19 protein-coding genes are annotated in these 22,910 nt (G+C 48.6%); 10 read left to right on the top strand and 9 right to left on the bottom strand.

The features are described 5' to 3' along the window. Nucleotides 1-11: 11 nt before the first annotated feature. Nucleotides 12-779 carry an NRDE family protein gene (locus tag HHX48_RS02895; RefSeq protein WP_191022124.1) on the bottom strand — a complete coding sequence of 256 codons (768 nt, stop codon included), beginning with the start codon at nucleotides 777-779 and terminating at the stop codon, nucleotides 12-14. Nucleotides 780-976: 197 nt separating this feature from the next. Here HHX48_RS02895 and HHX48_RS02890 point away from each other — a divergent pair, with 197 nt between their 5' ends. Then, nucleotides 977-2,218: a cystathionine gamma-synthase family protein gene (locus HHX48_RS02890; protein ID WP_191022123.1), complete on the top strand. Its 1,242-nt coding sequence runs from the start codon at nucleotides 977-979 to the stop codon at nucleotides 2,216-2,218. Nucleotides 2,219-2,267: 49 nt separating this feature from the next. On the opposite strand, the gene HHX48_RS02885 is transcribed toward HHX48_RS02890, so the two are convergent. Continuing rightward, nucleotides 2,268-3,965 (bottom strand): M1 family metallopeptidase, encoded by a 1,698-nt coding sequence (locus HHX48_RS02885; RefSeq protein WP_191022122.1) that lies wholly within the window; start codon nucleotides 3,963-3,965, stop codon nucleotides 2,268-2,270. Between the two features lie 300 nt (nucleotides 3,966-4,265). Here HHX48_RS02885 and HHX48_RS02880 point away from each other — a divergent pair, with 300 nt between their 5' ends. Together HHX48_RS02880 and HHX48_RS02875 are read left to right on the top strand one after the other, a co-directional pair. Further along, complete coding sequence (locus HHX48_RS02880; RefSeq protein WP_191022121.1) at nucleotides 4,266-4,877, top strand: FMN-dependent NADH-azoreductase; 612 nt, start codon at nucleotides 4,266-4,268, stop codon at nucleotides 4,875-4,877. A gap of 271 nt (nucleotides 4,878-5,148) precedes the next feature. Further along, entirely contained in the window at nucleotides 5,149-7,644 is a 2,496-nt protein-coding gene (locus HHX48_RS02875) for a prolyl oligopeptidase family serine peptidase (protein ID WP_191022120.1), read from the top strand. 107 nt (nucleotides 7,645-7,751) lie between these two features. On the opposite strand, the gene rrtA is transcribed toward HHX48_RS02875, so the two are convergent. After that, a complete protein-coding gene (rrtA, locus tag HHX48_RS02870; RefSeq protein ID WP_191022119.1) occupies nucleotides 7,752-8,357 on the bottom strand; it encodes a rhombosortase in 606 nt (201 codons plus the stop codon). A 90-nt stretch (nucleotides 8,358-8,447) separates the two neighbouring features. On the opposite strand from rrtA, the gene HHX48_RS02865 reads away from it, so the two are divergent. Beyond that, a complete protein-coding gene (locus HHX48_RS02865) occupies nucleotides 8,448-9,212 on the top strand; it encodes an enoyl-CoA hydratase (protein ID WP_191022118.1) in 765 nt (254 codons plus the stop codon). Between the two features lie 75 nt (nucleotides 9,213-9,287). Beyond that, nucleotides 9,288-10,976 carry a gamma-glutamyltransferase gene (ggt, locus tag HHX48_RS02860; RefSeq protein ID WP_397541060.1) on the top strand — a complete coding sequence of 563 codons (1,689 nt, stop codon included), beginning with the start codon at nucleotides 9,288-9,290 and terminating at the stop codon, nucleotides 10,974-10,976. Nucleotides 10,977-10,978: 2 nt separating this feature from the next. On the opposite strand, the gene HHX48_RS02855 is transcribed toward ggt, so the two are convergent. Together HHX48_RS02855 and cysK are read right to left on the bottom strand one after the other, a co-directional pair. After that, nucleotides 10,979-11,431: a hypothetical protein gene (locus HHX48_RS02855; protein WP_191022117.1), complete on the bottom strand. Its 453-nt coding sequence runs from the start codon at nucleotides 11,429-11,431 to the stop codon at nucleotides 10,979-10,981. Between the two features lie 141 nt (nucleotides 11,432-11,572). Then, the gene (gene cysK / locus HHX48_RS02850; protein ID WP_191022116.1) at nucleotides 11,573-12,538 is read right to left on the bottom strand and encodes a cysteine synthase A; all 966 of its coding nucleotides are present in this window, start codon (nucleotides 12,536-12,538) and stop codon (nucleotides 11,573-11,575) included. A 228-nt stretch (nucleotides 12,539-12,766) separates the two neighbouring features. Between cysK and HHX48_RS02845 the strand changes: the two genes are divergently transcribed. From HHX48_RS02845 to HHX48_RS02825, 5 genes are all read left to right on the top strand, one after another. After that, nucleotides 12,767-13,603 (top strand): AAA family ATPase, encoded by an 837-nt coding sequence (locus HHX48_RS02845; protein WP_191022115.1) that lies wholly within the window; start codon nucleotides 12,767-12,769, stop codon nucleotides 13,601-13,603. Then, nucleotides 13,603-14,784: a vWA domain-containing protein gene (locus tag HHX48_RS02840; RefSeq protein WP_191022114.1), complete on the top strand. Its 1,182-nt coding sequence runs from the start codon at nucleotides 13,603-13,605 to the stop codon at nucleotides 14,782-14,784. The genes HHX48_RS02845 and HHX48_RS02840 overlap by 1 nt, the downstream gene beginning before the upstream one ends. A 78-nt stretch (nucleotides 14,785-14,862) precedes the next feature. Next, the gene (locus tag HHX48_RS02835; RefSeq protein ID WP_191022113.1) at nucleotides 14,863-15,852 is read left to right on the top strand and encodes an XdhC family protein; all 990 of its coding nucleotides are present in this window, start codon (nucleotides 14,863-14,865) and stop codon (nucleotides 15,850-15,852) included. Continuing rightward, the gene (locus HHX48_RS02830) at nucleotides 15,834-16,427 is read left to right on the top strand and encodes a nucleotidyltransferase family protein (RefSeq protein ID WP_191022112.1); all 594 of its coding nucleotides are present in this window, start codon (nucleotides 15,834-15,836) and stop codon (nucleotides 16,425-16,427) included. The genes HHX48_RS02835 and HHX48_RS02830 overlap by 19 nt, the downstream gene beginning before the upstream one ends. A gap of 34 nt (nucleotides 16,428-16,461) precedes the next feature. After that, on the top strand, nucleotides 16,462-17,136 hold the full coding sequence (locus HHX48_RS02825) for a rhomboid family intramembrane serine protease (protein WP_191022111.1): 675 nt from the start codon (nucleotides 16,462-16,464) through the stop codon (nucleotides 17,134-17,136). 18 nt (nucleotides 17,137-17,154) lie between these two features. On the opposite strand, the gene HHX48_RS02820 is transcribed toward HHX48_RS02825, so the two are convergent. The 4 genes from HHX48_RS02820 to HHX48_RS02805 form a co-directional block, all read right to left on the bottom strand. Beyond that, complete coding sequence (locus tag HHX48_RS02820) at nucleotides 17,155-18,516, bottom strand: MATE family efflux transporter (protein WP_223857969.1); 1,362 nt, start codon at nucleotides 18,514-18,516, stop codon at nucleotides 17,155-17,157. Between the two features lie 63 nt (nucleotides 18,517-18,579). Then, nucleotides 18,580-19,800, bottom strand: a complete 1,221-nt coding sequence (gene moeA / locus HHX48_RS02815; protein WP_191022109.1) for a molybdopterin molybdotransferase MoeA — start codon at nucleotides 19,798-19,800, stop codon at nucleotides 18,580-18,582. A gap of 114 nt (nucleotides 19,801-19,914) precedes the next feature. After that, nucleotides 19,915-21,675 (bottom strand): sugar phosphorylase, encoded by a 1,761-nt coding sequence (locus tag HHX48_RS02810; protein WP_191022108.1) that lies wholly within the window; start codon nucleotides 21,673-21,675, stop codon nucleotides 19,915-19,917. Nucleotides 21,676-21,678: 3 nt separating this feature from the next. Further along, on the bottom strand, nucleotides 21,679-22,902 hold the full coding sequence (locus HHX48_RS02805; protein WP_191022107.1) for a glycosyltransferase family protein: 1,224 nt from the start codon (nucleotides 22,900-22,902) through the stop codon (nucleotides 21,679-21,681). Nucleotides 22,903-22,910 lie beyond the last annotated feature (8 nt).

Here is a 22,910-nt window from a genome sequence, read left to right as displayed (position 1 = left end):
ACTGCACCGGCTCACAGAAACTGAAAATGTGCTGTAACCTGATCGGTCACCTGTCCTTGGATGTCGTAGGTTCGCTCACTCCAACTGGCATTTCCATTTCGGTTAACCAGAAGCAGTGTTGATGCCCGGGTCCCGTACTCATCAGATTGTATGAAAATTGGCGAGAGTCGCTTTTCCCAGTCTTTCGATATTCCGGTATCCGGAAGCGCACTTTCGGGGGCTTCGGTTTTATCTTTAAGTAATGAGAAGAGTGCATCTTCGCTTAAGGTGTCACTTTCTGAGCAATACTGTGACAGCGCACTGACGCCGCGAGATACTTTGGGCCAGGGGTCGTTAAGCGCCCCATTGGAGAGCCCGTGTATACCCGGCTCCAATGATAAGAGCGAATCGGATTCATTATTGTAGACCTTCAGGTCCCGCCAGGTGCCATGTAGCAAGTTAAAGCCGTTGTATTTTTCGCGCCGCCGCCTAAGCACATCATGAAATTGCGGATTGCTACCTTTATGTGTCAGATAGTTAACCACCAATTCACCACGGGTCCTTGCATCCTGACGTTCTTTGTCTGGTTGTCGAATATTGGTCAGCGCAGCGATTCGACCACTGCGCGTCACACCCATCCAGGTGCCACCGGCTTTCAGGTCTTTACCTGCGAAAATGGGAGGATGAGACGACCAGATATGTGAGGCCTTAGTCGGTCGGGCATGAAATTCATCGCGATTTGCTGCGATGATTAAAGGGAAATCTTTTCGTTGATCCCTGGCTATGAATAAGATACACATACGGCACTACTTCTCCTCTCAGCCTTAAGTGTGTGTTCCTTATATAAGTCAACGCATACGTTAGATCATTTGATCAGGCGGGAACGAAGCACACACATCACCGGCGTGCGTAAGTGTAAAAGACGTACAGCATATTTACTTCCGATTATGGTAGGCTATTCCGGTGCTAATTGAGGAAATATTCAGGAGATGGCTTCGTGACAAAATCAGGCTTCACCACCACCCAGGTTCATGCTGATCGTCAGCTCAATACACCTGAAGACGGGGCGGTGCACACACCATCTACGAACTCTGTTTTATTCGAATATAAAGATGCGCAGGACATCGTCGATGTTTTTCAGGGCAAAAAAGCAGGTCATGTCTACTCGCGGTCTTCGTCAGGTTCAGTCGTTGCTTTGGCCAATCAGGTCAATGCACTTGAGCAGGGTAACGGTGCAGTATGTTTTGCAACGGGAATGGCTGCACTGAGCAGTACCTTTCTGGCGCTATTTAAACACGGTGATCATCTTATTGTCAGCCAGTACCTGTTTGGCAATACGCGCAGCCTGATGAATACGCTTATCGACTTGGGAATTCAAATCAGTTTTGTCGATGTAACCAGCCTGCAGGATATCAAAGAAGCTTATCAGCCTAACACCCGGGCGATATTTACCGAAACGGTGGCTAACCCGGTGACACAGGTTGCTGATATACAGGCGATTGGCCGTTATTGTCATGAGCGTGGCGTCATGTTGATTGTGGATAACACAATGACACCACCGCCGGTATTTCAGGCCTGCGACGCCGGGGTCAGTCTGATTGTCTGCTCGCTGACAAAATATGTTGGCGGCCACGGCAATGCGCTGGGTGGTGCGGTAATCGATACCGGGCTGTATGACTGGCAGTCGTTTGACAATATAAAGCCAGCCTATCGTGTGGCTGATACCTCTCAGTGGGGGCTGACACAAATCAAAAAGAAAGGACTACGCGATTTGGGTGCGACCCTGGCCCCGGAGGCCGCGCATAAATTGGCTGTTGGCATGGAGACCATGGGGCTTCGTATTCCGCGAAGCTGCGATAACGCCAAACACCTGGCTACGTTTCTGGATAATCATCCAAAGGTCTCGAATGTCTTTTATCCGGGTCTGGCGGATCATCCACAGCATTTTATTGCGCGCGAACAAATGCGTTGTGGATATGGCGCAATATTAAGTATCGATCTGGCTAACGATATCGACCCTATCGCATTTTTGAATCAGCTTAAGCTGATTATTTGCGCGACACATTTAGGTGATAACCGCACACTCGCGTTACCCGTGGCCTCGACCATATTTTATGAAAGCGGGGAGCAGGAGCGCCAGAAAATGGGCATCTCAGATTCAATGATTCGAATTTCAGTGGGTATTGAAGATATTGATGACATTATTGCTGACTTCAGTCAGGCCTTAGACGCAATGTAATGAAGATTTACAGCGCTGCGGATAAATCGCAGCGCAGTGATTTTCCGGTTTATTGTTTCTTGATGTCTTCGTAACGTTGTTCAAACCGCAATAACTTACTTTGAGGATCGACAACGATAACGTCCTCAGGGTTGATCACGAGGCTTTTGGGCTGGGTTAAGTCCAGTGTCCGTACCTCACCATTTATTCTGACATCGACGGGCATGGGAAATGGCATGGCCTGAGGTACTGTCCAGGAAAGATTCAAGGTTGTTTTACTGCGCGACACGTTTAGCCTCGGCAGAGCGTTCTGGAACAGATAAACATCAAAAAACCAGTCCAGTGATTCACCATAATGCTTATTGGCAATACGGATAAAATCCTCTGTATCCCGATAGACCGGCGAAAAGTTTCCGGGGCGTGGTTCAGTTGTGTCATACACCAACTCTTTCACAATATCAAAAAAGACTTCATCGCCCACAAGTCCGCGCAAGGTATGCATTATCCACGCGCCCTTATAATATAAATCCAGTCCGGGACCGTTTTGTGAATTATATACCTCTTTTTCCGAGCGGGGCATGCCCGACACAACAGGCGCCTTATTACTGATATTTTTTCTGATTTTATTCAGGTAGGCCATGTAGGCGACATCGCCATGAAGATACTGAGCGTACAAGGGCTGCATGTAGGTGCCCAGCCCCTCATGAAGCCACATGTGATCCCAGTTAGTATTGGTCATCTGATTACCAAACCATTCATGCGCCAGTTCGTGCTGCATCAGCCAGTCAAACCCGTACTCATCTTTCTCGTAATTATTTCCATATGCATTGATGGTCTGATGTTCCATGCCTTTATGCGGTGTCTGTACCACACCGACTTTTTCCTGGGGGAAAGGGTAGGGGCCTATGACTCTTTCAAAGAAGGTGAGCATATCCGGCAGTTCATTAAATAATGCTTCAGCGCCCTGCGGATTGACCTCAGGAAGATAATAATAAACCAGGGGATAGGCGTTGTTATAGATACTGCGAAAACGCGACGTCAGGGTTTCGTACGGTCCGATGTTTAACGCGATGCCGTAAGTGTTGACCGCAGATGAGGTCTTCCAGTGATAGGTTTTCGCCGTCTTTTGCTCGGTTACTTTGACCAGGTTACCGTTACTTGCGGCAACCAGATTGGTCGGCACAGTGATATGAATATCAGCCTGACGTGGCTCGCCAAACGGCTGGTCGATGCATGGCCAGAAGAGATCGCAGCCTTCACCCTGCACCGCGGTTGCAACCCAGGGATCGCCATTGGGGGTTTGTGTCCACATCACGCCCCCGTCCCATGGCGGATTGGGCGGCTTTCGGGGCTGACCAAAATAATCGATTTTTATGGTCAGCGGAAACGCCACCGCGTGCTGAGGGGTAATCAATAGCTGACCATCCGGATTTTTGATATTGCCCGCGGGGACAGGTTCACCGTTTATCCAGACATTTTCGACTTTGTACCGCGTGTCCAGATCCACAGACAGGGTACGCCTGGGCCGTTCGCTGTCAAGCTTGAGCGTGGCAGAGCCAAAAAGAACGTGGCGCTTGAAATCAAAATTAAACCATAAATCGGCGTGATTAATAACCAAACCCTGCTGCAAAGGCGGAGCAAAGCCGCCTGATTTAAGCGTGTAGGGAGTAGAAAGTTCCCGGGAAGGCTCGCCCTTGATAATTGGCTCACGAGTGGTACAAGCGCTTAACAGTATTACTGGGATCAGCCCCATCGCAAACATTCGCATGGTGGTTCCTGGTAAAAGATTTTTCATTGTATAGCTGACAATAATGACCTGAATAAGGTTCCTCGTACAGTATTACTCGGCAGATGGTTTTTTAGTGCAGACAAGCAGTTCAGGTTGTTGATAAAACGGTCGTTTTCTATTGGTCAGTATGCGCTGGCCAGGTTAAAGGCCCAGTCACTGGTGATAATTTAGCTAACTGAAATTCTAATTTATAGAACGTTTGATTAAAGATTTTGATGTTTTAATTCGATAACGCTGCTCCTAAACTTTACCCATCAAACAGCTAGTTACGGAGCTATTATGTCAAATATTCTCGTTATCAATTCAAGCCTGAACGAAGCGTCAGGGAACTCTTCTAAACTCACCGAAAAATATATCGAAACGCTGCAGGCCAGTAAGTCGGTTTCTGTGACTTCACGTAATTTGTACGCCAGCAATCTGGGGCACCTTGAAGCCAGTGAGATGGAAGCCTGGATGACTGATGCTGATTCGCGCACTGATGAGCAGGCTAAGCTGGCGGAGTTATCTGATACGCTGATTGCAGAAGTACAGGCTGCGGATGAAATTGTTATCGGTGTACCCATGTATAATTTCGGTATTCCCTCTGCGTTAAAAGCCTGGATTGACCGTATTGCGCGAGCTGGTATTACCTTTCGCTATACTGAGAACGGGCCGCAGGGACTACTGGAAGGTAAGAAGGTAACAATTCTTGCTGCTCGTGGTGGTCAGTACGTCGGAACGCCTATGGATACCCAGACCGAATACCTTAAACACTTCTTCGCATTTATCGGTATAACCGATATCCGGTTTGTTTATGCAGAGGGGCTCGCGATGGGGGATGAGCAGGCCAGTAAAGCATTTAATAATGCGAATGAAAAAATTGTTGAACTTACCAGTGATACCGTTGACTAAATTAATGCAGTTAGCCAAATGTGTTATGCAGACGTGCTGAGTTTTGTATAACACGAGTCCGCTAAAGTGTGTTCCAAGTTGAGTGTGCTTGATTGCCCCGCCGGATTGCGGGGCTTTTTTATGCCCGTAGATTTTTTCGGTAACCGTAAGCAGGTATAGAGCGGTTATCGGGTAAGACGGTTTGCCTTACATTTTCGACGAAGCTTGACCGCAGTTACAAGTGCCTGCTTATAATGGGACGATTCTTATAACAAAACCAAAAGATAAGCACATGAAAAAATTAAAAACGTTGCTTGTGGCTGCTGCCGTTTCTTCAGCTCTGGGCGCGTGCAGTTCGACTCCCGAGCACACCCAGTCAGCTCCTGCGGCTAATCAGCCAGCGGCCTCTGAACCTGCCAGCATTGTTACTCCAAAAACCGATTCTTCTGCCTCCGCAGACGGACAAATTACCCTGGAACAGATTATGGCTGACCCACAATGGTTGGGCAGAGCACCGCAAAATGCGGGCTTTTCTGTTGATGGTACACATATAGTGTATGAGCGGGAAAAAATGGACAGCGCTCTGATGCAGGCCTATGCAGCACCATTATCTGCGCCAACAAAAGCCAGTGAGATTGCCCTTTCAGCGATGCAGGAATATCGCTTTGATGAATTGGTGACTGATCCGAATACTGGCAACATGGCTTATCGCTATAAAGATAGTGTCTTTGTACAGTTTGATAACGGAAAAACCGTTCAGCTCACGCGCGGCGGCGCGCCTTTATCGAATCTGTCATTCATGACTGATGGTCGGTTGATGGCAAAAAGCGATACCAACGTCATCGCTATAGATTTGAAAACCGGGCAGCGCGAAGAATTATTTTCCTGGTACTTTGCAGAAAAGCCTGAAGCGGTATCCGCTCCAGAGGATTTCATTGCACAGGAGCAAATTACCCTTATCGATTATATCGCACTGCAGCGAAAGCAACGGCAGGAGGAAGCTGACCGGGACGCTGCGCTAGCCAAGAACAACGCATCTGTAGCACCGGACCCCGTTTACTTTGATCCTGCGCACCGCCTGGTCGGAATTTCGGTTTCTCCCCGAGGCGATAAAGCGATTGTCGCCACCACCGAAGATAAACCCTGGCGTGGTGAAGGCGACATTATGCCGCACTATATTCAGGAAGATGGTCGCATTGCATCAAAAGAAGTCAGACGCAGAGTGGCTGATGCAGAGCCTGAAAATCATGTTTTATGGCTGGTAGATATCAAAACGGGTGAGAAACGTGAGCTATCCTATACCAGTTTGCCGGGCTATAACGAAGACGTGCTGGCGGAAGTCAAAGCGGAAAATGCAAAAGCCCGGGGCGAAACCTATCAGGTAAATCGTTTGCCGCGTGAAATCACCCTGCTTGAGAGCTGGTACTGGAGCGAACCATCAATCCGCTGGCATGCTGACGGCAGGCAGGTTGCCGTTATGCTGGAAGCATGGGATAACAAAGATCGTTGGATTGCGACCGTTGATTTAGACAAGGCCAGCCTGGTAAGCCAGCGCCGTCTGCATGATGATGCCTGGATTAACTACCGTTTTAATCAGTTTGGCTGGATGAATAACAGCGAAACATTGTACTTTTTATCTGAGGAATCAGGCTATTCTCAGCTTTACACCCAAACGCCGGGGGAGGCTGCCCGTCCATTGACCAGCGGTCAGTTCATTGTTGATGAGCCCACGCTAAGTAAGGATGATCAATATTTTTATTACAAAGCGAATAAAAAGCATCCGGGTATCTACGAAATTTATCGCGTAAACACGCAGACAGGTGAAAGCGAAGCACTGACTGATCTTGACGGCATGACCGATTATGTTCTCAGCCCCGATGAACAAACGTTATTGCTGACACACAGTAAAGTGACCCGTCCCGAAGAGCTTTACATTAAACCTGTAGACAGTGCGCAACCGGCACAGAAAATAACGGACACGGTCAGTAAGACCTTCACCAACATGCCATGGAAAGCGCCGCAGATTGTGGCCATTCCCTCCACGCACACCGCCCAGCCCATTTATGCGCGAGTTTATCTGCCTGAAAACTATGACGCCAGCGAACCGCGTCGTGCGGTGGTGTTTAATCATGGGGCGGGCTACTTGCAAAATGCTCATCTGGGTTGGTCAGGCTATTTTCGCGAGTTTATGTTTCACAGTTTGCTGACGCAGCAGGGTTACGTGGTGCTGGATATGGATTATCGAGCATCGGCAGGCTATGGTCGTGACTGGCGAACCGCCATTTACCGGAATATGGGCGAGCCGGAAGTACAGGATTTACAAGATGGCGTAAACTGGTTGGTCGAAAATGCCAATGTTGATCGTGAACGGATAGGCACTTACGGGGGGTCTTACGGTGGCTTCCTGACATTTATGTCGATGTTTAATGCCCCTGAATTGTTCAAAGCGGGCGCGGCGCTGCGGCCTGTGACGGACTGGGCGCATTACAACACCCCGTACACGGCAAACATTCTTAATACCCCGGATGTTGACCCCATTGCCTACCGCCGCAGCTCTCCCATCTATCACGCTGAAGGGTTAAAATATCCACTACTTATCAATGCACCGATGGTCGATGATAATGTCTTCTTTGAAGATACCGTTAGACTGGTTCAGCGTCTGATCGAGCTGGAAAAAGAAGATTTTGAAACGGCTATTTACCCGGTTGAGCCACATGGCTTTGTTCAGCCCAGCTCGTGGCTGGATGAATATCGCCGTATTTATAAGCTGTTTGAGGAAAATCTTTGATAAGAGCAATATACGGTTCTTACTGAACCTGCAAAAGCGATAAAAAAAACGGCGCATCGAGCGCCGTTTTTTTTATAATAGATAAGCACTAAAGGCCAGACGATGGATTAGTCTGAACGGTGAATCTGCCGTTTCATGAGCGGTATGGTATACATCGCTGCAAAAAGCAGAATGCCACTCAACGTGCCGTACAAATGGGCATCTACCGCGACATTCGCGTCTATCAGCTCAGCCATGCTGGTCGCACTTCCGGCAAGTTGCTCGTAAATTACCTTAACCAGTACACCGAGTAGCAACAGCCAGCCTGACACAATGTTTTTGGTAACGTCGCGACAGGCTCCCCAGGCAAATACGCCGTGCAATGCACCGGATAATCCGGCATACCAGATAAGATCAGGCGAGTACCAGTAAATACCCAGTGATGTACCCAGACAACACCAGATAAACACTTTGATAAAACGAAAGATTGAAAAGTGCTCGGCGAATAGCAGCCACAATAGTGTAAGACCAGCCAGATTGAGCAGAAGATGATAGCCGTTCGTATGTACGAAGTTGCCGGTGATGACGCGCCATGTTTCCCAGCCCTGTAATGCATATCGGTCGTACGCCAGTAGAGCATTCGATGCTGGTTCAAAAAGAAAGAGAACCAGTGCGGTAACACCAATTATCAATGGGCCAGCGCTGTATTTTAAGGAAAGCGGAAGTGACAACATCTTTTTAGTGATTTTTATTTTTGAACAGGATCGCTATCATACCGAAAATTAAATGGTATTTGTCATCACTTTAATAAAAAGGAAAACACGATGAGCAATATAACAACGAGCAGCGAAGGTGGTATCGTCACTATCACCATGGATCGTGCTGATAAAAAAAATGCACTGACCCGTGACATGTATCAGGCTATGGCTGATGCGCTGAAAGAAGCGGATGGTGATGAGTCTGTAAAAGTCGTCAAACTAACCGCTAACGGTGATTGTTTCACTGCCGGAAACGATATCCGTGATTTTGCCGGCCAGGAAGATAATCAGCATATTGCCGAGGTGTCTGCCTTTATGCACGCACTGCTGCACTGCTCAAAGCCGGTAGTTGCTCAGGTTCATGGCATGGCGGTAGGAATAGGTACCACATTGTTGTTGCACTGCGATCTGGTTTACTGCGAGCCGCAGACCCGTTTTATTCTGCCATTCATCAACCTTGGTCTTGTACCTGAATTTGCCTCAAGTTACATTTTGCCCCGTATGGCCGGTCACCGAAAGGCGGCTGAATGGTTGATGCTGGGTGAGCCATTTGATGCTGCGCAGGCTGCGCAATTCGGACTGGTCAATGACGTGACCGATGCGGATACCCTGGCTGCCCGGGTTCATTCTGTGTGTGAATCGCTGGCGCAAAAACCGGCTTTTTCTTTAAAGCATACAAAATCGTTACTGACGAATAACAAAGACGCCATCGATCAGCATATTAATGATGAGCTGGATGTCTTTTTAGAAGCAATGACGACCGAAGCGGCCAGAGAAGCATTTGATGCGTTCTTGCATAAGCGTCCGATTAACCCGGAAAAATTCAGATAAGGAGAACGTGCTATCGTTTCATATAAAACGCGCCTTCGCAGTATTGTCCTGACGGTTTCTCTGTGTATAGCGCCACTGGCCTTGGCACAAAACGTCGAAACACGCGAGCCAGAAGCAAATACCGGTTTTACGCAGAAAATAGCGTTTACCGCGAGTGAGTACATGGTTGTGGCCGCAAACCCTTATGCGTCCTGGGCCGGTAAAAACATAATAGAAAAGGGCGGGAGTGCTATTGATGCCGCTATTGCCGTACAGGCCATGCTTACTTTGGTAGAGCCGCAATCATCCGGCATAGGCGGAGGCGCATTCATCCTGTACTGGGATAATCAGGAGAAAAAGCTCTATACCATTGACGGCAGAGAGACTGCACCGGCAGCAGTGAATGCTTACTGGTTTATGCAGGGTAATAAGCAAATGGACTGGCTGGACGCGGTAGTCGGCGGAAAATCGGTGGGCGTACCCGGTGTGTTACGTGGCCTTGAGCTAGCTCATGATAAATTCGGAAAGCTGCCGTGGAATGCGTTGTTTGGTGACGCCATTAAGCAGGCAGATGAAGGGTTTAAAGTTTCTGAGCGGCTGGCGCGACTGGTTGCTCTGGACTACCACCCCGGACTTGATGAGTTTCCAACCAGTAGCACCTATTTTTTTCCTGGTGGAAAACCGCTTCAGGCTGGAGTAAATAAAACCAATAATCCGTTGGCACGCACACTCAAAGGGATTGCCGAGCAAGGCGCTGACTATCTGTATACCGGTGAACTGGCGGACAAAATCGTAAAAACGGTTAATTCGGCACCTGTTAATCCGGGCAACATCAGCAAAAATGATATCAGCAGTTATCAGGCGAAGCTGCGTCAGCCCGTCTGTGGAAACTATCACGACAAAAAAGTGTGTGGCATGGCGCCACCCAGCTCAGGTGGAATTAATGTCTACCAGATCCTGAAAATGCTGGAGGATAAGAATCTTAAAGCGATGTCCGCTGACAGTGCTGAATTTGCCAATGTGTTCACGCAGGCCAGTGCCTTAAGCTTTGCTGATCGTCAGATGTATATCGGTGATACAGATTTTACCAATCTGCCCTTTGCTGCGCTTATTAACCCGGCTTATCTGAAACGTCGTGCCCAGGCCATCAATGCTGATAAACCATGGCAAAAAGCAAGAGCCGGTAAACCGTATAAAGATGCCCGGGTAACGCTGGGCCGCTCTATGGAGCAGCCTAACACCAGTCATATATCCATCATTGACAAGCAGGGCAATGCTATTTCAATGACCACAAGTATCGAATTTATGTTCGGGTCAGGGCTTATGGTCGAAGGATTCTTGCTGAACAATCAGCTGACCGATTTTTCCTTCAATCCTTCCAGAGGTCACGAGCCAGTGCCAAATCGTGTGGAGCCGCATAAGCGACCCAGAAGCTCAATGAGTCCCTCAATGGTATTTGATAAAGACGGGAATCTCGAATTGGTTGTCGGCTCACCCGGTGGTAGCCGGATTATCGATTATGTAGCGCAAACCATCATCGGTGTACTGGACTTTGATATGGATATTCAACAGGCGATTAACATGCCCAGATTTACCAATAGAAATGACTATACAGCGCTGGAGAAAGGCACTGATGCTGCAAGGTTAAAAGCGCCACTGGAGAAGTTAGGTCACAATGTGAAAGTGATCGACCTGAACAGTGGATTGCACGGTATACAAATTAAAGATGGAAAGTATATCGGCGGCGCGGATCCGCGCCGTGAAGGTGTTGCGGTAGGTCAGTAGCGCTACATATAATCATTAGACACGCGGTCAATTTTCCATTGACCGCCTTGTCGCAACAGATGAACATTGCGCAAATCTTCTATGCGCTCATTGTTGTATGATCCGCTGAAAAACAAGGTGATGGTTGCTTTTTCGGCAAATTGCATCCGGCCTATGCGATTGCCACCATCCGGCTTAATCTCTACTGAATCATATTTAAGATTCATTACATGGCGCTGGGCGTTTCGTGTAGTGTGATAGCTGGATAGAATACGACGCATCCGGTCTGTGCTCAGCGCCAGCGCTTCATTAATATCGGCATCATTATACAAAGCGTGAGCAAAGGCAACGGCCGCGTATTCCGGCGTGCCCTCACTGGCTTCACCGGTATCATTGCCCGTTTGTTTGTTACACCCGCTCAGTAACAACAGTGTGATACTACACAACATAAAAAACGGATACATCGATAAACGCATGACAAAGCTTCCTACTGCTAGTGTCGGGCATCAGCGCCCTTCAGACTAAGGTATAACCTTTTTTATCATGAATAACAGAAATTATAGACAAAAAAAAGCGAAGCATCATGCTTCGCTTTGATATAGACGATTTTCTGAGTCTTATTGTACTTCTTCCTGGTCGCCGAATGCGCCGGCAAAAAGCGGACTACTCAAATAACGTTCAGCAGCACTGGCCAGCAGCACAACAACCATTTTATCTTTATTTTCAGGACGCTCGGCAAAGCGCTTAGCGGCAACAACTGCGGCACCGGATGAAATGCCGGCAAGAATACCTTCTTCTTTCATCAGGCGATGGCACATTTCCATGCATTCATCGTTGGTAATTTGCTCAACTTCGTCCACCATGTCCAAATCAAGATTACCGGGGATAAACCCAGCGCCGATCCCCTGAATTTTGTGAGGTCCTGGTGTCAGTTCTTCACCATTTTTAGCCTGTGTAATGACGGGCGAGTCAGTTGGCTCAACGGCGACTGAAGTAATTGCTTTACCCTGTGTTTTCTTGATGTAACGGCTGACACCTGTAATCGTACCACCGGTTCCGACACCGGCAACAAAGGCATCGATTTTCCCGTCGGTATCCTGCCAGATTTCCGGGCCCGTCGTTTTTTCATGGATTTCAGGGTTTGCCGGGTTGTCAAATTGCTGTAGCAACACATACTTATCCGGATCGGACTCAACAATCTCCTGCGCTGCGGCAACTGCGCCTTTCATCCCTTTGGGGGCTTCGGTCAGTACCAGATTCGCACCTAGCGCTTTTAACAGCTTTCGACGTTCCAGACTCATGCTGCTGGGCATGGTAAGAGTGATTTTGTACCCACGCGACGCAGCGACAAAAGCCAGTGCGATACCCGTGTTACCACTGGTAGGTTCGACTATTTCTTTACCATCGGTCAGGACACCGCGCTTCTCTGCATCCCAAATCATATTAGCGCCGATACGACATTTTACGCTAAAGCTTGGGTTACGGGATTCCATCTTGGCGTAAACATTACCACTGGTTACACGGTTTAGTTTCACCAAAGGGGTGCCGCCGATTGCCAGTGAGTTGTCGTCAAATACTCTCATTGCTTATCCTTTATTCTCGTGGAATACGTTGTGGGTATTATGTAGTTTACGTTACGTTTGAAACGTAATAAATACTCAGTGTACAACGCAATTTTTATTTCTACCTCCTTATCATTAGGGTCACAGTCAGAAAAGCAAAGTGATTTTTCGCTATATGATATGGTTATTTGTAGCAAGCACGTTAAACTGGTCCGCTGAGATAATCTTCACACCCTAAAAGGAGTGGTAATGGCCTTTACCGGTACAACGAATTACATAGCAAGTAAAGAACTGCAACTTGCGGTAAACGCGGCGATAACCCTTGAAAAGCCGCTTTTAATAAAAGGCGAGCCCGGTACAGGGAAAACCATGCTGGCCGAGGAGCTGGCCGAGGCGCTCGATACTGAACTGATTCAATGGCACATCAAATCAACCACCAAGGCTCAGCAGGGCTTGTACGAATATGACGCGGTTTCCCGGCTGCGTGACTCGCAACTAGGGGATGACCGGGTGCATGATATCAGTAACTACATCGTTAAAGGCAAGTTGTGGCAGGCATTTGAAGCACCAAAGCGTCCTGTGTTGCTGATTGATGAGATTGATAAGGCCGATATCGAATTTCCTAACGATCTGTTGCTTGAGCTGGATAAGATGGAGTTTTTTGTTTACGAAACGCAGCAACAGGTAAAAGCCAGTCAACGTCCCATTGTGATTATTACTTCAAACAATGAAAAAGAATTGCCAGATGCGTTTCTACGCCGCTGCTTTTTTCATTATATTCAGTTTCCTACTGTGCAGCAGATGCAAAAAATTGTTGAGGTTCACTTCCCCAGGCTTAAACAAAACCTACTGGAAGAAGCGATGCAGGCCTTCTTTAAGTTACGTGATGTTCCCGGTTTGAAGAAAAAACCGTCAACATCAGAACTCATTGACTGGCTGAAGCTGCTGGTGGCTGAAGATATTCCGCCCGAGGCATTACACAACAAAGAGGGTAAGGCGGCTATTCCTCCTTTATACGGTGCACTGTTGAAAAATGAGCAGGACATCCATCTGTTTGAAAAGCTGGCATTTATGGCGCGTCGCTGATGCTTATAGATTTTTTCTTCACGCTTCGCCGCTATAAGGTCAAAACCACTGTCAGAGAGCTGCTGGATCTGCTTAAAGCCTTGCAACAGCAGGTGGTCTACGCCGACATTGAAGCGTTTTACTACCTTGCCAGAATGATAATGGTGAAGGATGAAACGCAGTTCGACCGCTTTGATAAAGCGTTTGCAGATTATTTCGATGGCGTGCAATCGATTGATCTTTTCGGTGAGGAAATTCCTGAAGACTGGTTGCGTAAAGAGCTTGAAAAGCACCTGACTGAAGAAGAAAAAGCGCAGGTCAAAGCCCTTGGCGGGCTGGATAAGCTGATGGAAACCCTGAAAGAACGGCTTGAAGAGCAAAAAGAGCGGCATCAGGGAGGTAATAAATGGATAGGCACCGGCGGCACATCGCCGTTTGGCGCGTATGGATACAATCCCGAGGGGGTGAGGATCGGTCAAAAAGGCAACCGCAATTTCTCCGCGGCCAAAGTATGGGATAAGCGGGAGTTTAAAAACCTTTCCGGTGATGTCGAACTGGGAACGCGTAACATCAAAATGGCACTGCGAAAACTCAGAAAGTTTGCCCGTACCGGCGCCAGTTACGAATTAGATGTACCTGGCACCATCCGTGAGACCGCGCGAAAGGGTGGGTTGCTGGATATTCATATGACGCCGGAGCGACACAATGCGGTAAAAGTGTTGATGTTTTTTGATGTCGGCGGCTCGATGGATCCCTATATCAAGGAAACCCAGGAGTTGTTTTCTGCGGTGCACAGTGAATTTAAATATCTTGAGTACTTTTATTTTCACAACTGCGTGTATGAGGCGGTCTGGCAGGACAATGCAAGACGACGCGAACAAACCATACCCGTCTGGGATATCATTCATCGTTTTGGTTCTGATTACAAAGTCATCTTTGTTGGTGACGCAACAATGGGCCCATACGAAATTACCTATCCCGGCGGCAGCGTAGAGCACTGGAACGAAGAAGCCGGCGCCGTTTGGATGGAACGTTTGCTTAACCATTTTTCCTCTGCAGTATGGCTTAATCCCCAGCCTCGTCAGCACTGGCAGTACTACCATTCTGTGGGAATCATGCATGAAATTATGAATCAGCGTATGTTTCCCTTAACCCTTGATGGGTTGAGTGAGGCGATTACCCGACTGAGCAGGCCGGGTTAGTAACCGGTATGCACCCGGTGAACAAAGTCTAGCTGGATCACGTAATTACGGCATTATCGCAAAAATCATGAGCAGTGAATGAGACACCACATCTATCACATTCTTAAGACCTGGTTTCCACAAAAGGATGTCGGCCAGTGGTTGCTTGCCACTATTATCAGCACCCGGGGTTCGGCATACAGAAAGGCCGGGGCGATGATGTTATTCAGCGATACCGGTGATCAGTTTGGTGTGGTGAGCGGCGGGTGTCTGGAAAGCGATTTGTTTCATCACGCCAGAAAGTGCTGGATGACCAATACCAGTCGCACTGTGACGTATGACATGCAGGAAGAGGGCGATGTAGCCTGGCGGCTTGGCATTGGATGTGGGGGGGAGGTTACTCTGTTACTGCAGCCGGTCAGTGAGCACAATGATTATCTTTGCCTGCCCCAAGTTCTTGATGCGCTGGAAACAAATCAGGCGGTGTCTGTGTGTCACCGGTTAGATAATTCAAAAGCACAGATACACATCGGTGATAAACCGGATTCCGAGGACTGGTTCTGTCATTCTGTTTCTCCCCCCAATACCGTCTTTATCGCCGGCGGTGGCGTGGATGCAGTACCGGTTGCGCAAATTGCACATACCTTGGGGTGGCAGACGGCCGTTAACGATGAACGGGCCCGCTACGCGCGAGCCGGTGATTTTCCCTCATCCTGTGCGTGTCTGGCGCATCCGGTGGCTGAGCTCAAGGAGCAAACTGCCTATCAACAGGCGCAGGCGATGATCGTAATGCATCACCAGGTGGAAATGGATGCCCGTTTTCTGGCCAGTGTGGCAGCTTTTCCGCCGCCGTACTTAAAATATCTGTGTTTGCTGGGACCAATGCATCGCACAGAGCGTGTGCTTTCGCAGGCAGGCATTGCCGTTGAAGAACTGCCTGTGCCATTGCAGTCGCCGGCGGGATTTAATGTAGGGGGGGATTTACCTGAGTCTATCGCGCTTTCAATCTTATCCCAGGCCCATGCAGCGCTGTATGATAAACCCTATGCTCAAAGTAGTAGCGACTGGCAATGCGACTCAATACAGTGATTCTTGCTGGCGGCAGCGCCCGCCGATTTAACGCAAACAAATTACTTGCAAAGCTTCCTGACGGTCAACCCATCCTCAGACGCGTTTTTGAGCAGTGTAAACCTCTGTGCGACAACATTACTATTGTTACGGGCGCCTATCATGACGCAATAGCGCGATATATGGGCCCCGATGTCGACATCGTATTTAGTGAAATGTGGCAGGACGGCATGGCCGCAAGCATTCGGACGGGAGTAGAGCATGTGCAGGCCGAATATTCTTCGACCTCCCATATTCTGATCATGCTGGCAGATTTACCCCTGATCACGACGCAGTCTTTATCGGTACTTGTAGAGGTCGCCGCACTAAAGCCAGATATGATGATAGCCAGTTACTGGGACAACCGGTGCACCGCACCTGCTATTTTCCCTCGTCAATACTGGAATCAGTTAGTGAATTTACGTGGTGACAGCGGTGCCGGAAAACTGTTAAGTGCAGGCATGTATACTGAGCCTGTACACACTTATGCAGTGCCTCATCCAGAGGCGGCTTACGATATTGATACCGTCAGTGCGCTGAAAAGTATAAAGTTGTGATTGAGAGTTTCCAGGTCTCCCCCATGTATTGCTGATGAATACAGCAAAAAAGAATGTGTACTCGCTTCGTCAGGCAATAGTTACCAGCACGCTGGTAGTCACCGTTTTATGGGTCATACAGTCTGCCGGCGAGCTTTTCAATTTATCCCTGTCAGTGCTGGGCATTATTCCTATGGACCCGGTCAGATTGTACGGCATTCTTACCGCCCCGTTGGTGCATTCAGGTTACGAGCACCTTTTTAACAATACCCTGCCGCTTATTGTGCTTGGCAGTGCGCTTTTATATGGCTACCCGAGAACCCGTCTGAAAGTGTTAGCGTTTGCCTGGCTGGTAAGCGGACTGGGCGTCTGGCTGTTTGGTCGTGAGGCTACCCACCTGGGAGCCAGTGGCGTCGCTCACGGCATGTTTTTCTATCTGTTTGTGGTGTCGGTGCTGCGCCGTGACACACGGTCTGTAGGGCTGATGATGATCGCATTTTTTATGTATGGCACAATGATTCTGACTATTTTTCCCACAGAGCCGGATATTTCATATGAAGCGCATTTTTTTGGCGCAGTGGGGGGGCTGGCTTGCGCGCTACTCTTTTGGCGCGACGATCCTAAGCCAGTCCGTAAAACGTATTCGTGGGAAAATGAAGACGAAGAAGATGACCCCGTTATTCAGGATCTCTGGCGGGAACCTGAACGCAACGAGCAGCACCGCGAGTAATGCTGCCCGGCATCGCTGTCAGGCATGTACCTCGCGTGGGGACTGTCCGGATGCATAACGACGATGCAACACCCACACACGCAGGCCCAGTAATACAGCGGCACTACTCAGGCCGATGATGAACCCAATCCAGAAGCCTGCTGCCTCCATCGGTGCGTCAGTTATCCAATCAGTTCGCCCCAGGATGATCCCGGCCGGCAGACCAATAATCCAGTAGGCAAAGAACGTCAGAATAAACATGGCCGTCGTGTCTTTATACCCGCGTAGCGTATTGGCGGAGATAACCTGAATCGCATCAGAAAACTGAAACAAAGCTGCATAGATGAGCAGTGCGCTGGCAGTATTAATAACGGCCGTATCGGTGGTGTAAAGACTGATGATAATCCCTTTGCCAACCACCGTGAACGTGGCAGTCAGTACGGCTACGCATAAGCCTATCACAAGCGCACTTTTTACTGCCGTTGCTGCCTGGCGGTAATTGTTCTGGCCTACGCGAAAGCCTACCCGGATAGAGATCGCCATGCCCATGCTCAGCGGAAACATGAACATTAAGGATGAAAAGTTAAGGGCAATCTGGTGCGCGGCAATGGTGGTGGCGCCAAAAGGCGTGAGCATAAGCGCAACCACAGCAAACAACGTGACCTCAAACAACAACGTCATGGCGACAGGAAAGCCGAGGCGAAAAGTCCGTAACATTTGCTTTAAGTCGGGGCCGAATAAAACAGAAAACAGTGCGTAATGCGCCAATCGGCGGCTCATACGGGTGTAAATCAGTGTGCTAATGAACATCACGGTAATAACGATTGCGGTCGCAATACCGCATCCTGCGCCACCAAATGCAGGCAGAGGGCCGGCACCATAAATAAAACAGTAATTAGCAACCACATTAAACAGCAATCCGATAACGGTGATAATCATGGTTGGCTTAGTATTCCCCAGCCCCTCACAATAGTTGCGTAACCACTGATAGAGGGCAAATGCTGGCATCGCCAGCAGGACATAGCGCACATAGTCCAGCGTAATCTGAAACAGTCCGTCTTCCATGGGGAACCACTGTAATATCGTCGGAATGGCCGGGTACAGAAGCAAAATAATCAAACTGATAACGAGCAACAAATAACCTGCCTGCTGCGCAGCAAACGCAACCTGATCAGATTGCCTGCTTCCCTGATAGCGCGAGATGATCGGCGGCAATGCCAGTGCAATGCCCTGCAAAAAGCACATCAGCGGGATCGTAACACTGAAACCCAAAGCAACCGCAGCCATATCCAGGGCATCATAATGGCCAGCCATCACGGTATCGACAACGCCCATAAGCATTTGAGTAAGTTGTGCCACCAGAAGTGGCCAGGTTAGCTGGACCAGTCGTTTACTTTCCAACAGAAACCGTTTTGAGAAAAAATTCACCACTGCCTCATATTGCCCTGTAGGGCTGTTCTTGTGTTAACGGGTAAAAGGAAGAACCTGAACGCGCTCGCCGGTTGCCAGGTGCTTTGTATGTGCGGGCACGACAATATAGGCATTCGCTTTGGTGACGCTGGTCATCACGCCTGAACTTTGCTTTGCTAGTGGCGTGACCTGCCACTGACCATCTGGCTGTACACAAAGCGTTGCGCGCATAAATTCCTGTCGACCAGGCTGACGCTTGATATCGGTAGTAAGCGCAGCGAGTCCGATAACAGGTGTGGGACTTGAAGCAAGCCCCTGCATCGACGCTATCAGGGGAATGACCAATTGCTCAGTGGTGACATAAGCTGATACCGGATTGCCAGGCAGCCCACAAAATAAACTCTTACCCAATGTGCCAAATGCAAAGGGTTTACCGGGCTTTATGGCAACCTTCCAGAAATCAACCTGGCCCAGTTTGTCCAGGACCGGCTTGACGTGATCCGCATCGCCAACTGACACGCCGCCAGAACTGATAATGAGATCAAATTTTTCAGCTGCCTCCTGCAGACAGCGCTGCAAAGCATCCGCATCGTCCGGACAAATGCCCAGGTCAGTCACCTGAACACCAAGTGGTGCCAATAGTCCTGCAATCCCAATACTATTGGCATTGAAAATCTGGCCCGGATTCAGCGTCGTACCTGGTGCTTTAATTTCATCACCGGTCGCCAGCAACCCGATTTTGAGGGGCGAATAAACTTCACAGGTGGTTTGGCCCACAGACGCCAGGAGCATCAGATGGCGGGCTTGTAATCGGGTGCCCCTGGTAATAATAATATCATCGCGACAAATATCATTGCCTTGTGGCCGGATGTTCTCACCATGGACCGGAATCTGATTTACGGTCACGGTATCTTCGTCATAGGTGGTATTTTCCTGCATGACCACAGCATCTGCACCTGACGGTATGCCTGCGCCGGTCATAATTCTGGCAGCTTCACCTTTACCAAGTTGTATGGTCGAAATATCCTGACCCGCCAAAATGGTCTGGGTAACAGGCAATGCTATTTCGCTTGTGAGGTTATCCAGACAAATCGCGAACCCATCCATTGCTGATACCGCGAGCGGAGGCACGTTGCAGGGAGCGACAATGTCTATACTGACAACCCGCCCGAGGGCAGCTTCTGTATTACATAGCATTGTAGCGGTGGGGCGGGGCGCAGCTGAGCGCAAGTGATTTAAGGCATCGTCCAGAGAAAGCCAGACAGGTGGGGCCATAAATACGCTCCTTGGTATCACGATAAAAACGGGATTATCCATGAAAAGCGGCAGTGAGGCTACCGCTTTGCAGTTGATATCAAAGAAAAATCAGGCGCCGGAGCGCCTGAATAGTCAGGAAGGATCGCGGTTACTTATCCAAACAGTTTGATAGGGTTTTAACTGCAGGTAATTTTCATCGTTATCGATGGGCTCTCTGGTAATAAGATCCATCCAGTGATCGGTACCGAACAGATTGATATCAGAAAGCAGGACAGACTGCTCTTTATCACTGATATTGCTGATACTGAACAGGCTCTGCTGACGGTCGAGGCTTTGTCGCCAGAAGCCAAATACCTGATTGCCTAATTGCAAAGTAAACTGCGTTGCATTGGGATGAAAGGCCGGTTGGACTTTTCGGATACGTATAAGCTGTGACAGTCGCGTCAGTACCTTATGGTGCTGTGAAAAGGGTGAGTCAAGCAGTGCTTCCAATTCAGAAAGATCCCAGCGCTTGCGATTGATTGAACGATTCTGCCCTGTATTGGCAACCTTTTCATAATCGTTTGATGTGCCAAGCAAGCTGTGAATATAAATTCCCGGAATGCCCTCCATAGCCAGCATAATCGCATGAGCACAAATAAATCTGTCTACCTGCCACCTGTCAGGTCCTGCAATGGTCCCCTGTAACGCATCAAACAGGGTGATGTTAATTTCGTATGGCTTTTGCTGGCCGTGTGCTGAAGCGCGCCAGGAAACTTTGCCGCCAAAATGTTGCATGGCATGCACCAGTGATGAAATCTCTTCATCTGCCAGCAATCCTTCTGCCGGACGCAGACCGATACCATCATGCGAAGCAATAAAGTTAAAGTAAGTCGTACCGCTTTGCGCGGGTGGCATACTCATCATCCAGCTTTTCAGGTAACGGCAGTCGCCAGTGACCAGCGTATTGACCAATAAAGGAGGCAGAGAAAAGTTATAGATTGCGTGCGCTTCATTGGCATTACCAAAATAGGTAAGGTTCTCCCGGTTCGGTATGTTAGTTTCAGTGATGATGATAATTCGCGGGTCGACATGCTCAATGAGCGTGCGCATCAGGCGTATGATTTCGTGCGTCTGTTCCAGGTTGATGCAGGTTGTGCCGACAATTTTCCATAAAAAAGCGACCGCATCCATTCTGAAAATCTTCGCACCTTTGTCGATGTACAGACGAATTATCTCCATAAATGCGAGTAACACTTTGGGATTACGAAAATCAAAATCGACCTGGTCATGACTAAACGTACACCAGACATACTTTGTCCCTTCGCTGGTTTGGGTTTCACGCAATAAAGGGGAGACTCGTGGCCGGGTTACCATGGACAAATCATCATCCGGACTGGCTGTATAGAAAAAGTCACTGCCAACACCTTCGCCCTTGATGAAGTTTTCGAACCAGGCACTGCGAGAAGAGCAATGATTGACCACCAAATCGAACATCAGCCCGTATTCTTCGGCCAGACTGGTGATGTCCTCCCATTCCCCCAGGGACTCATTGACACTGGAATAATCGATAACTGAAAATCCGTCATCTGAGCTGTATGGAAAAAATGGCAAAATATGCACATTATTGATGGTATTAACACAATATGTGTTTAAAAAGCGATGCAGCGTGGACAACGGCTTTTCATGGCCGTCGGTAATACTGTCACCATAAGTGATCATTACTACATCGCCCTCATCCCAGTAATTACAGTGAGACTGCGGCGCCGTAATGTCATCATCTGTATCAATGCGCATTGTTTGCATAAGTGCAGTGGCCAGCTCACCAACCGGCCGGTCCAGCACCACATCAGCGTAAATCGCCTGAAGATGATGCGAAACTTTTTCGTGTAATGCTTTCAGATTAGCTGTCATGGGCTACCCCAGTAATTCGGACGTATCTGCTTCCACTGCTTCTAACAGTCGGTCTAAAATATCCGGCACCGCGCTGGTAACCCTGTTCCAGCTAGGTATAAAAGGCGTTTCCATCGGACTTTCCAGAAAGCTTTGGCCTGCTTTCATAATGTTACTTGCGAACATTTCGACGGCTTTTTCTTCCCGGTGAATATCCAGAGTCAGACCGTTCATGATGGCGTCATTATGATAGGTTTCGACAAAATCCAGCGCAATCCGGTAGTACGTAGCCTTTATTGAACGAAACATCTCGTTACTAAATGTAAACCCTTGTGTGGCCAGCTTACGGAATACCGCTTTGGTGATATCGATAGACATTTTAGACAAGCCACCCTGATCGTTATTTAACGATAGATCCTGATGCTTGTGATCATAGGTTTCAGCGATATCGGCCTGGCAGAGGCGGTTGTGAGAATAATTTCGATGCATTTCAGATAGCACGCCGATTTCCAGGCCCCAGTCACTTGGAATTCGAATATCATTCAACACGTCGCGTCTGAAAGAGAACTCGCCGGCAAGCGGGTAACGAAAGCTATCCATGAATTCAAGATATTCATGATCACCTAACGTACGCTTCAAAGCACGCAGCAATGGCGTGACTAACAGGCGAGACACACGTCCATTGATCTTGCCATCGGCCACCCGGGCATAATAACCCTTGCAAAATTCATAGTTGAACATCGGGTTGGCAACCGGATAGATAAGTCTGGCCAGTAAGTCCCGGTTATACGTGACGATATCACAATCATGAAGTGCTACCGATTCAGCCCGGTTGGAGGCAAGAATATACCCCATGCAATACCAGACATTTCTTCCTTTTCCCAGCTCCTTAGGGGCCAGACCAAGCTCTAACAGTTCTTCATCAATTGCTTTGAGGCGCGGGCCATCGTTCCACAAGACCCGGTGGTGCTGAGGCAGTCGGCCAAAGAACTTCAGCGCATGCTGGTACTGGGCTTTATCTGCCCGGTCCAGACCGATGACAATTTCCGACAAATAGGGAACATTGGTCAGTTCGTCAAGAATATTGGGTAGCGCTTTGCCTTCAAGTTCGGAATACAAAGATGGCAGAATAAGGGCCATAGGGCGCTTTTGTGAAAAGCGTAATAACTCAGCTTCAAGATCTTCCGTGGGACGATTAGCCAGGTTATGTAATGTTGTCACCACACCGTTTTGATAAAAATCGGCCATGGTACCTC

It is taken from the genome of Salinimonas profundi, from assembly GCF_014750655.1.
In the GTDB taxonomy this organism is placed as follows: domain Bacteria; phylum Pseudomonadota; class Gammaproteobacteria; order Enterobacterales; family Alteromonadaceae; genus Alteromonas; species Alteromonas profundi_A.
The sequence above is the reverse complement of the archived record's forward strand: the minus strand, read 5'-3'. Positions and strand labels throughout refer to the sequence as shown.

Excerpts from the sequence above, each read along its gene's own strand:
- HHX48_RS02865 (WP_191022118.1), top strand. The coding sequence starts at position 8,448 with ATGAGCAATATAACAACGAGCAGCGAAGGTGGTATCGTCACTATCACC.
- HHX48_RS02825 (WP_191022111.1), top strand. The coding sequence starts at position 16,462 with ATGAATACAGCAAAAAAGAATGTGTACTCGCTTCGTCAGGCAATAGTT.
- HHX48_RS02810 (WP_191022108.1), bottom strand. The coding sequence starts at position 21,675 with ATGACAGCTAATCTGAAAGCATTACACGAAAAAGTTTCGCATCATCTT.
- moeA (WP_191022109.1), bottom strand. The coding sequence starts at position 19,800 with ATGGCCCCACCTGTCTGGCTTTCTCTGGACGATGCCTTAAATCACTTG.
- HHX48_RS02880 (WP_191022121.1), top strand. The coding sequence starts at position 4,266 with ATGTCAAATATTCTCGTTATCAATTCAAGCCTGAACGAAGCGTCAGGG.
- rrtA (WP_191022119.1), bottom strand. The coding sequence starts at position 8,357 with ATGTTGTCACTTCCGCTTTCCTTAAAATACAGCGCTGGCCCATTGATA.
- HHX48_RS02895 (WP_191022124.1), bottom strand. The coding sequence starts at position 779 with ATGTGTATCTTATTCATAGCCAGGGATCAACGAAAAGATTTCCCTTTA.
- HHX48_RS02805 (WP_191022107.1), bottom strand. The coding sequence starts at position 22,902 with ATGGCCGATTTTTATCAAAACGGTGTGGTGACAACATTACATAACCTG.
- HHX48_RS02830 (WP_191022112.1), top strand. The coding sequence starts at position 15,834 with ATGCGACTCAATACAGTGATTCTTGCTGGCGGCAGCGCCCGCCGATTT.
- HHX48_RS02840 (WP_191022114.1), top strand. The coding sequence starts at position 13,603 with ATGCTTATAGATTTTTTCTTCACGCTTCGCCGCTATAAGGTCAAAACC.
- HHX48_RS02885 (WP_191022122.1), bottom strand. The coding sequence starts at position 3,965 with ATGCGAATGTTTGCGATGGGGCTGATCCCAGTAATACTGTTAAGCGCT.
- HHX48_RS02875 (WP_191022120.1), top strand. The coding sequence starts at position 5,149 with ATGAAAAAATTAAAAACGTTGCTTGTGGCTGCTGCCGTTTCTTCAGCT.
- HHX48_RS02855 (WP_191022117.1), bottom strand. The coding sequence starts at position 11,431 with ATGCGTTTATCGATGTATCCGTTTTTTATGTTGTGTAGTATCACACTG.
- HHX48_RS02845 (WP_191022115.1), top strand. The coding sequence starts at position 12,767 with ATGGCCTTTACCGGTACAACGAATTACATAGCAAGTAAAGAACTGCAA.
- HHX48_RS02835 (WP_191022113.1), top strand. The coding sequence starts at position 14,863 with ATGAGACACCACATCTATCACATTCTTAAGACCTGGTTTCCACAAAAG.
- cysK (WP_191022116.1), bottom strand. The coding sequence starts at position 12,538 with ATGAGAGTATTTGACGACAACTCACTGGCAATCGGCGGCACCCCTTTG.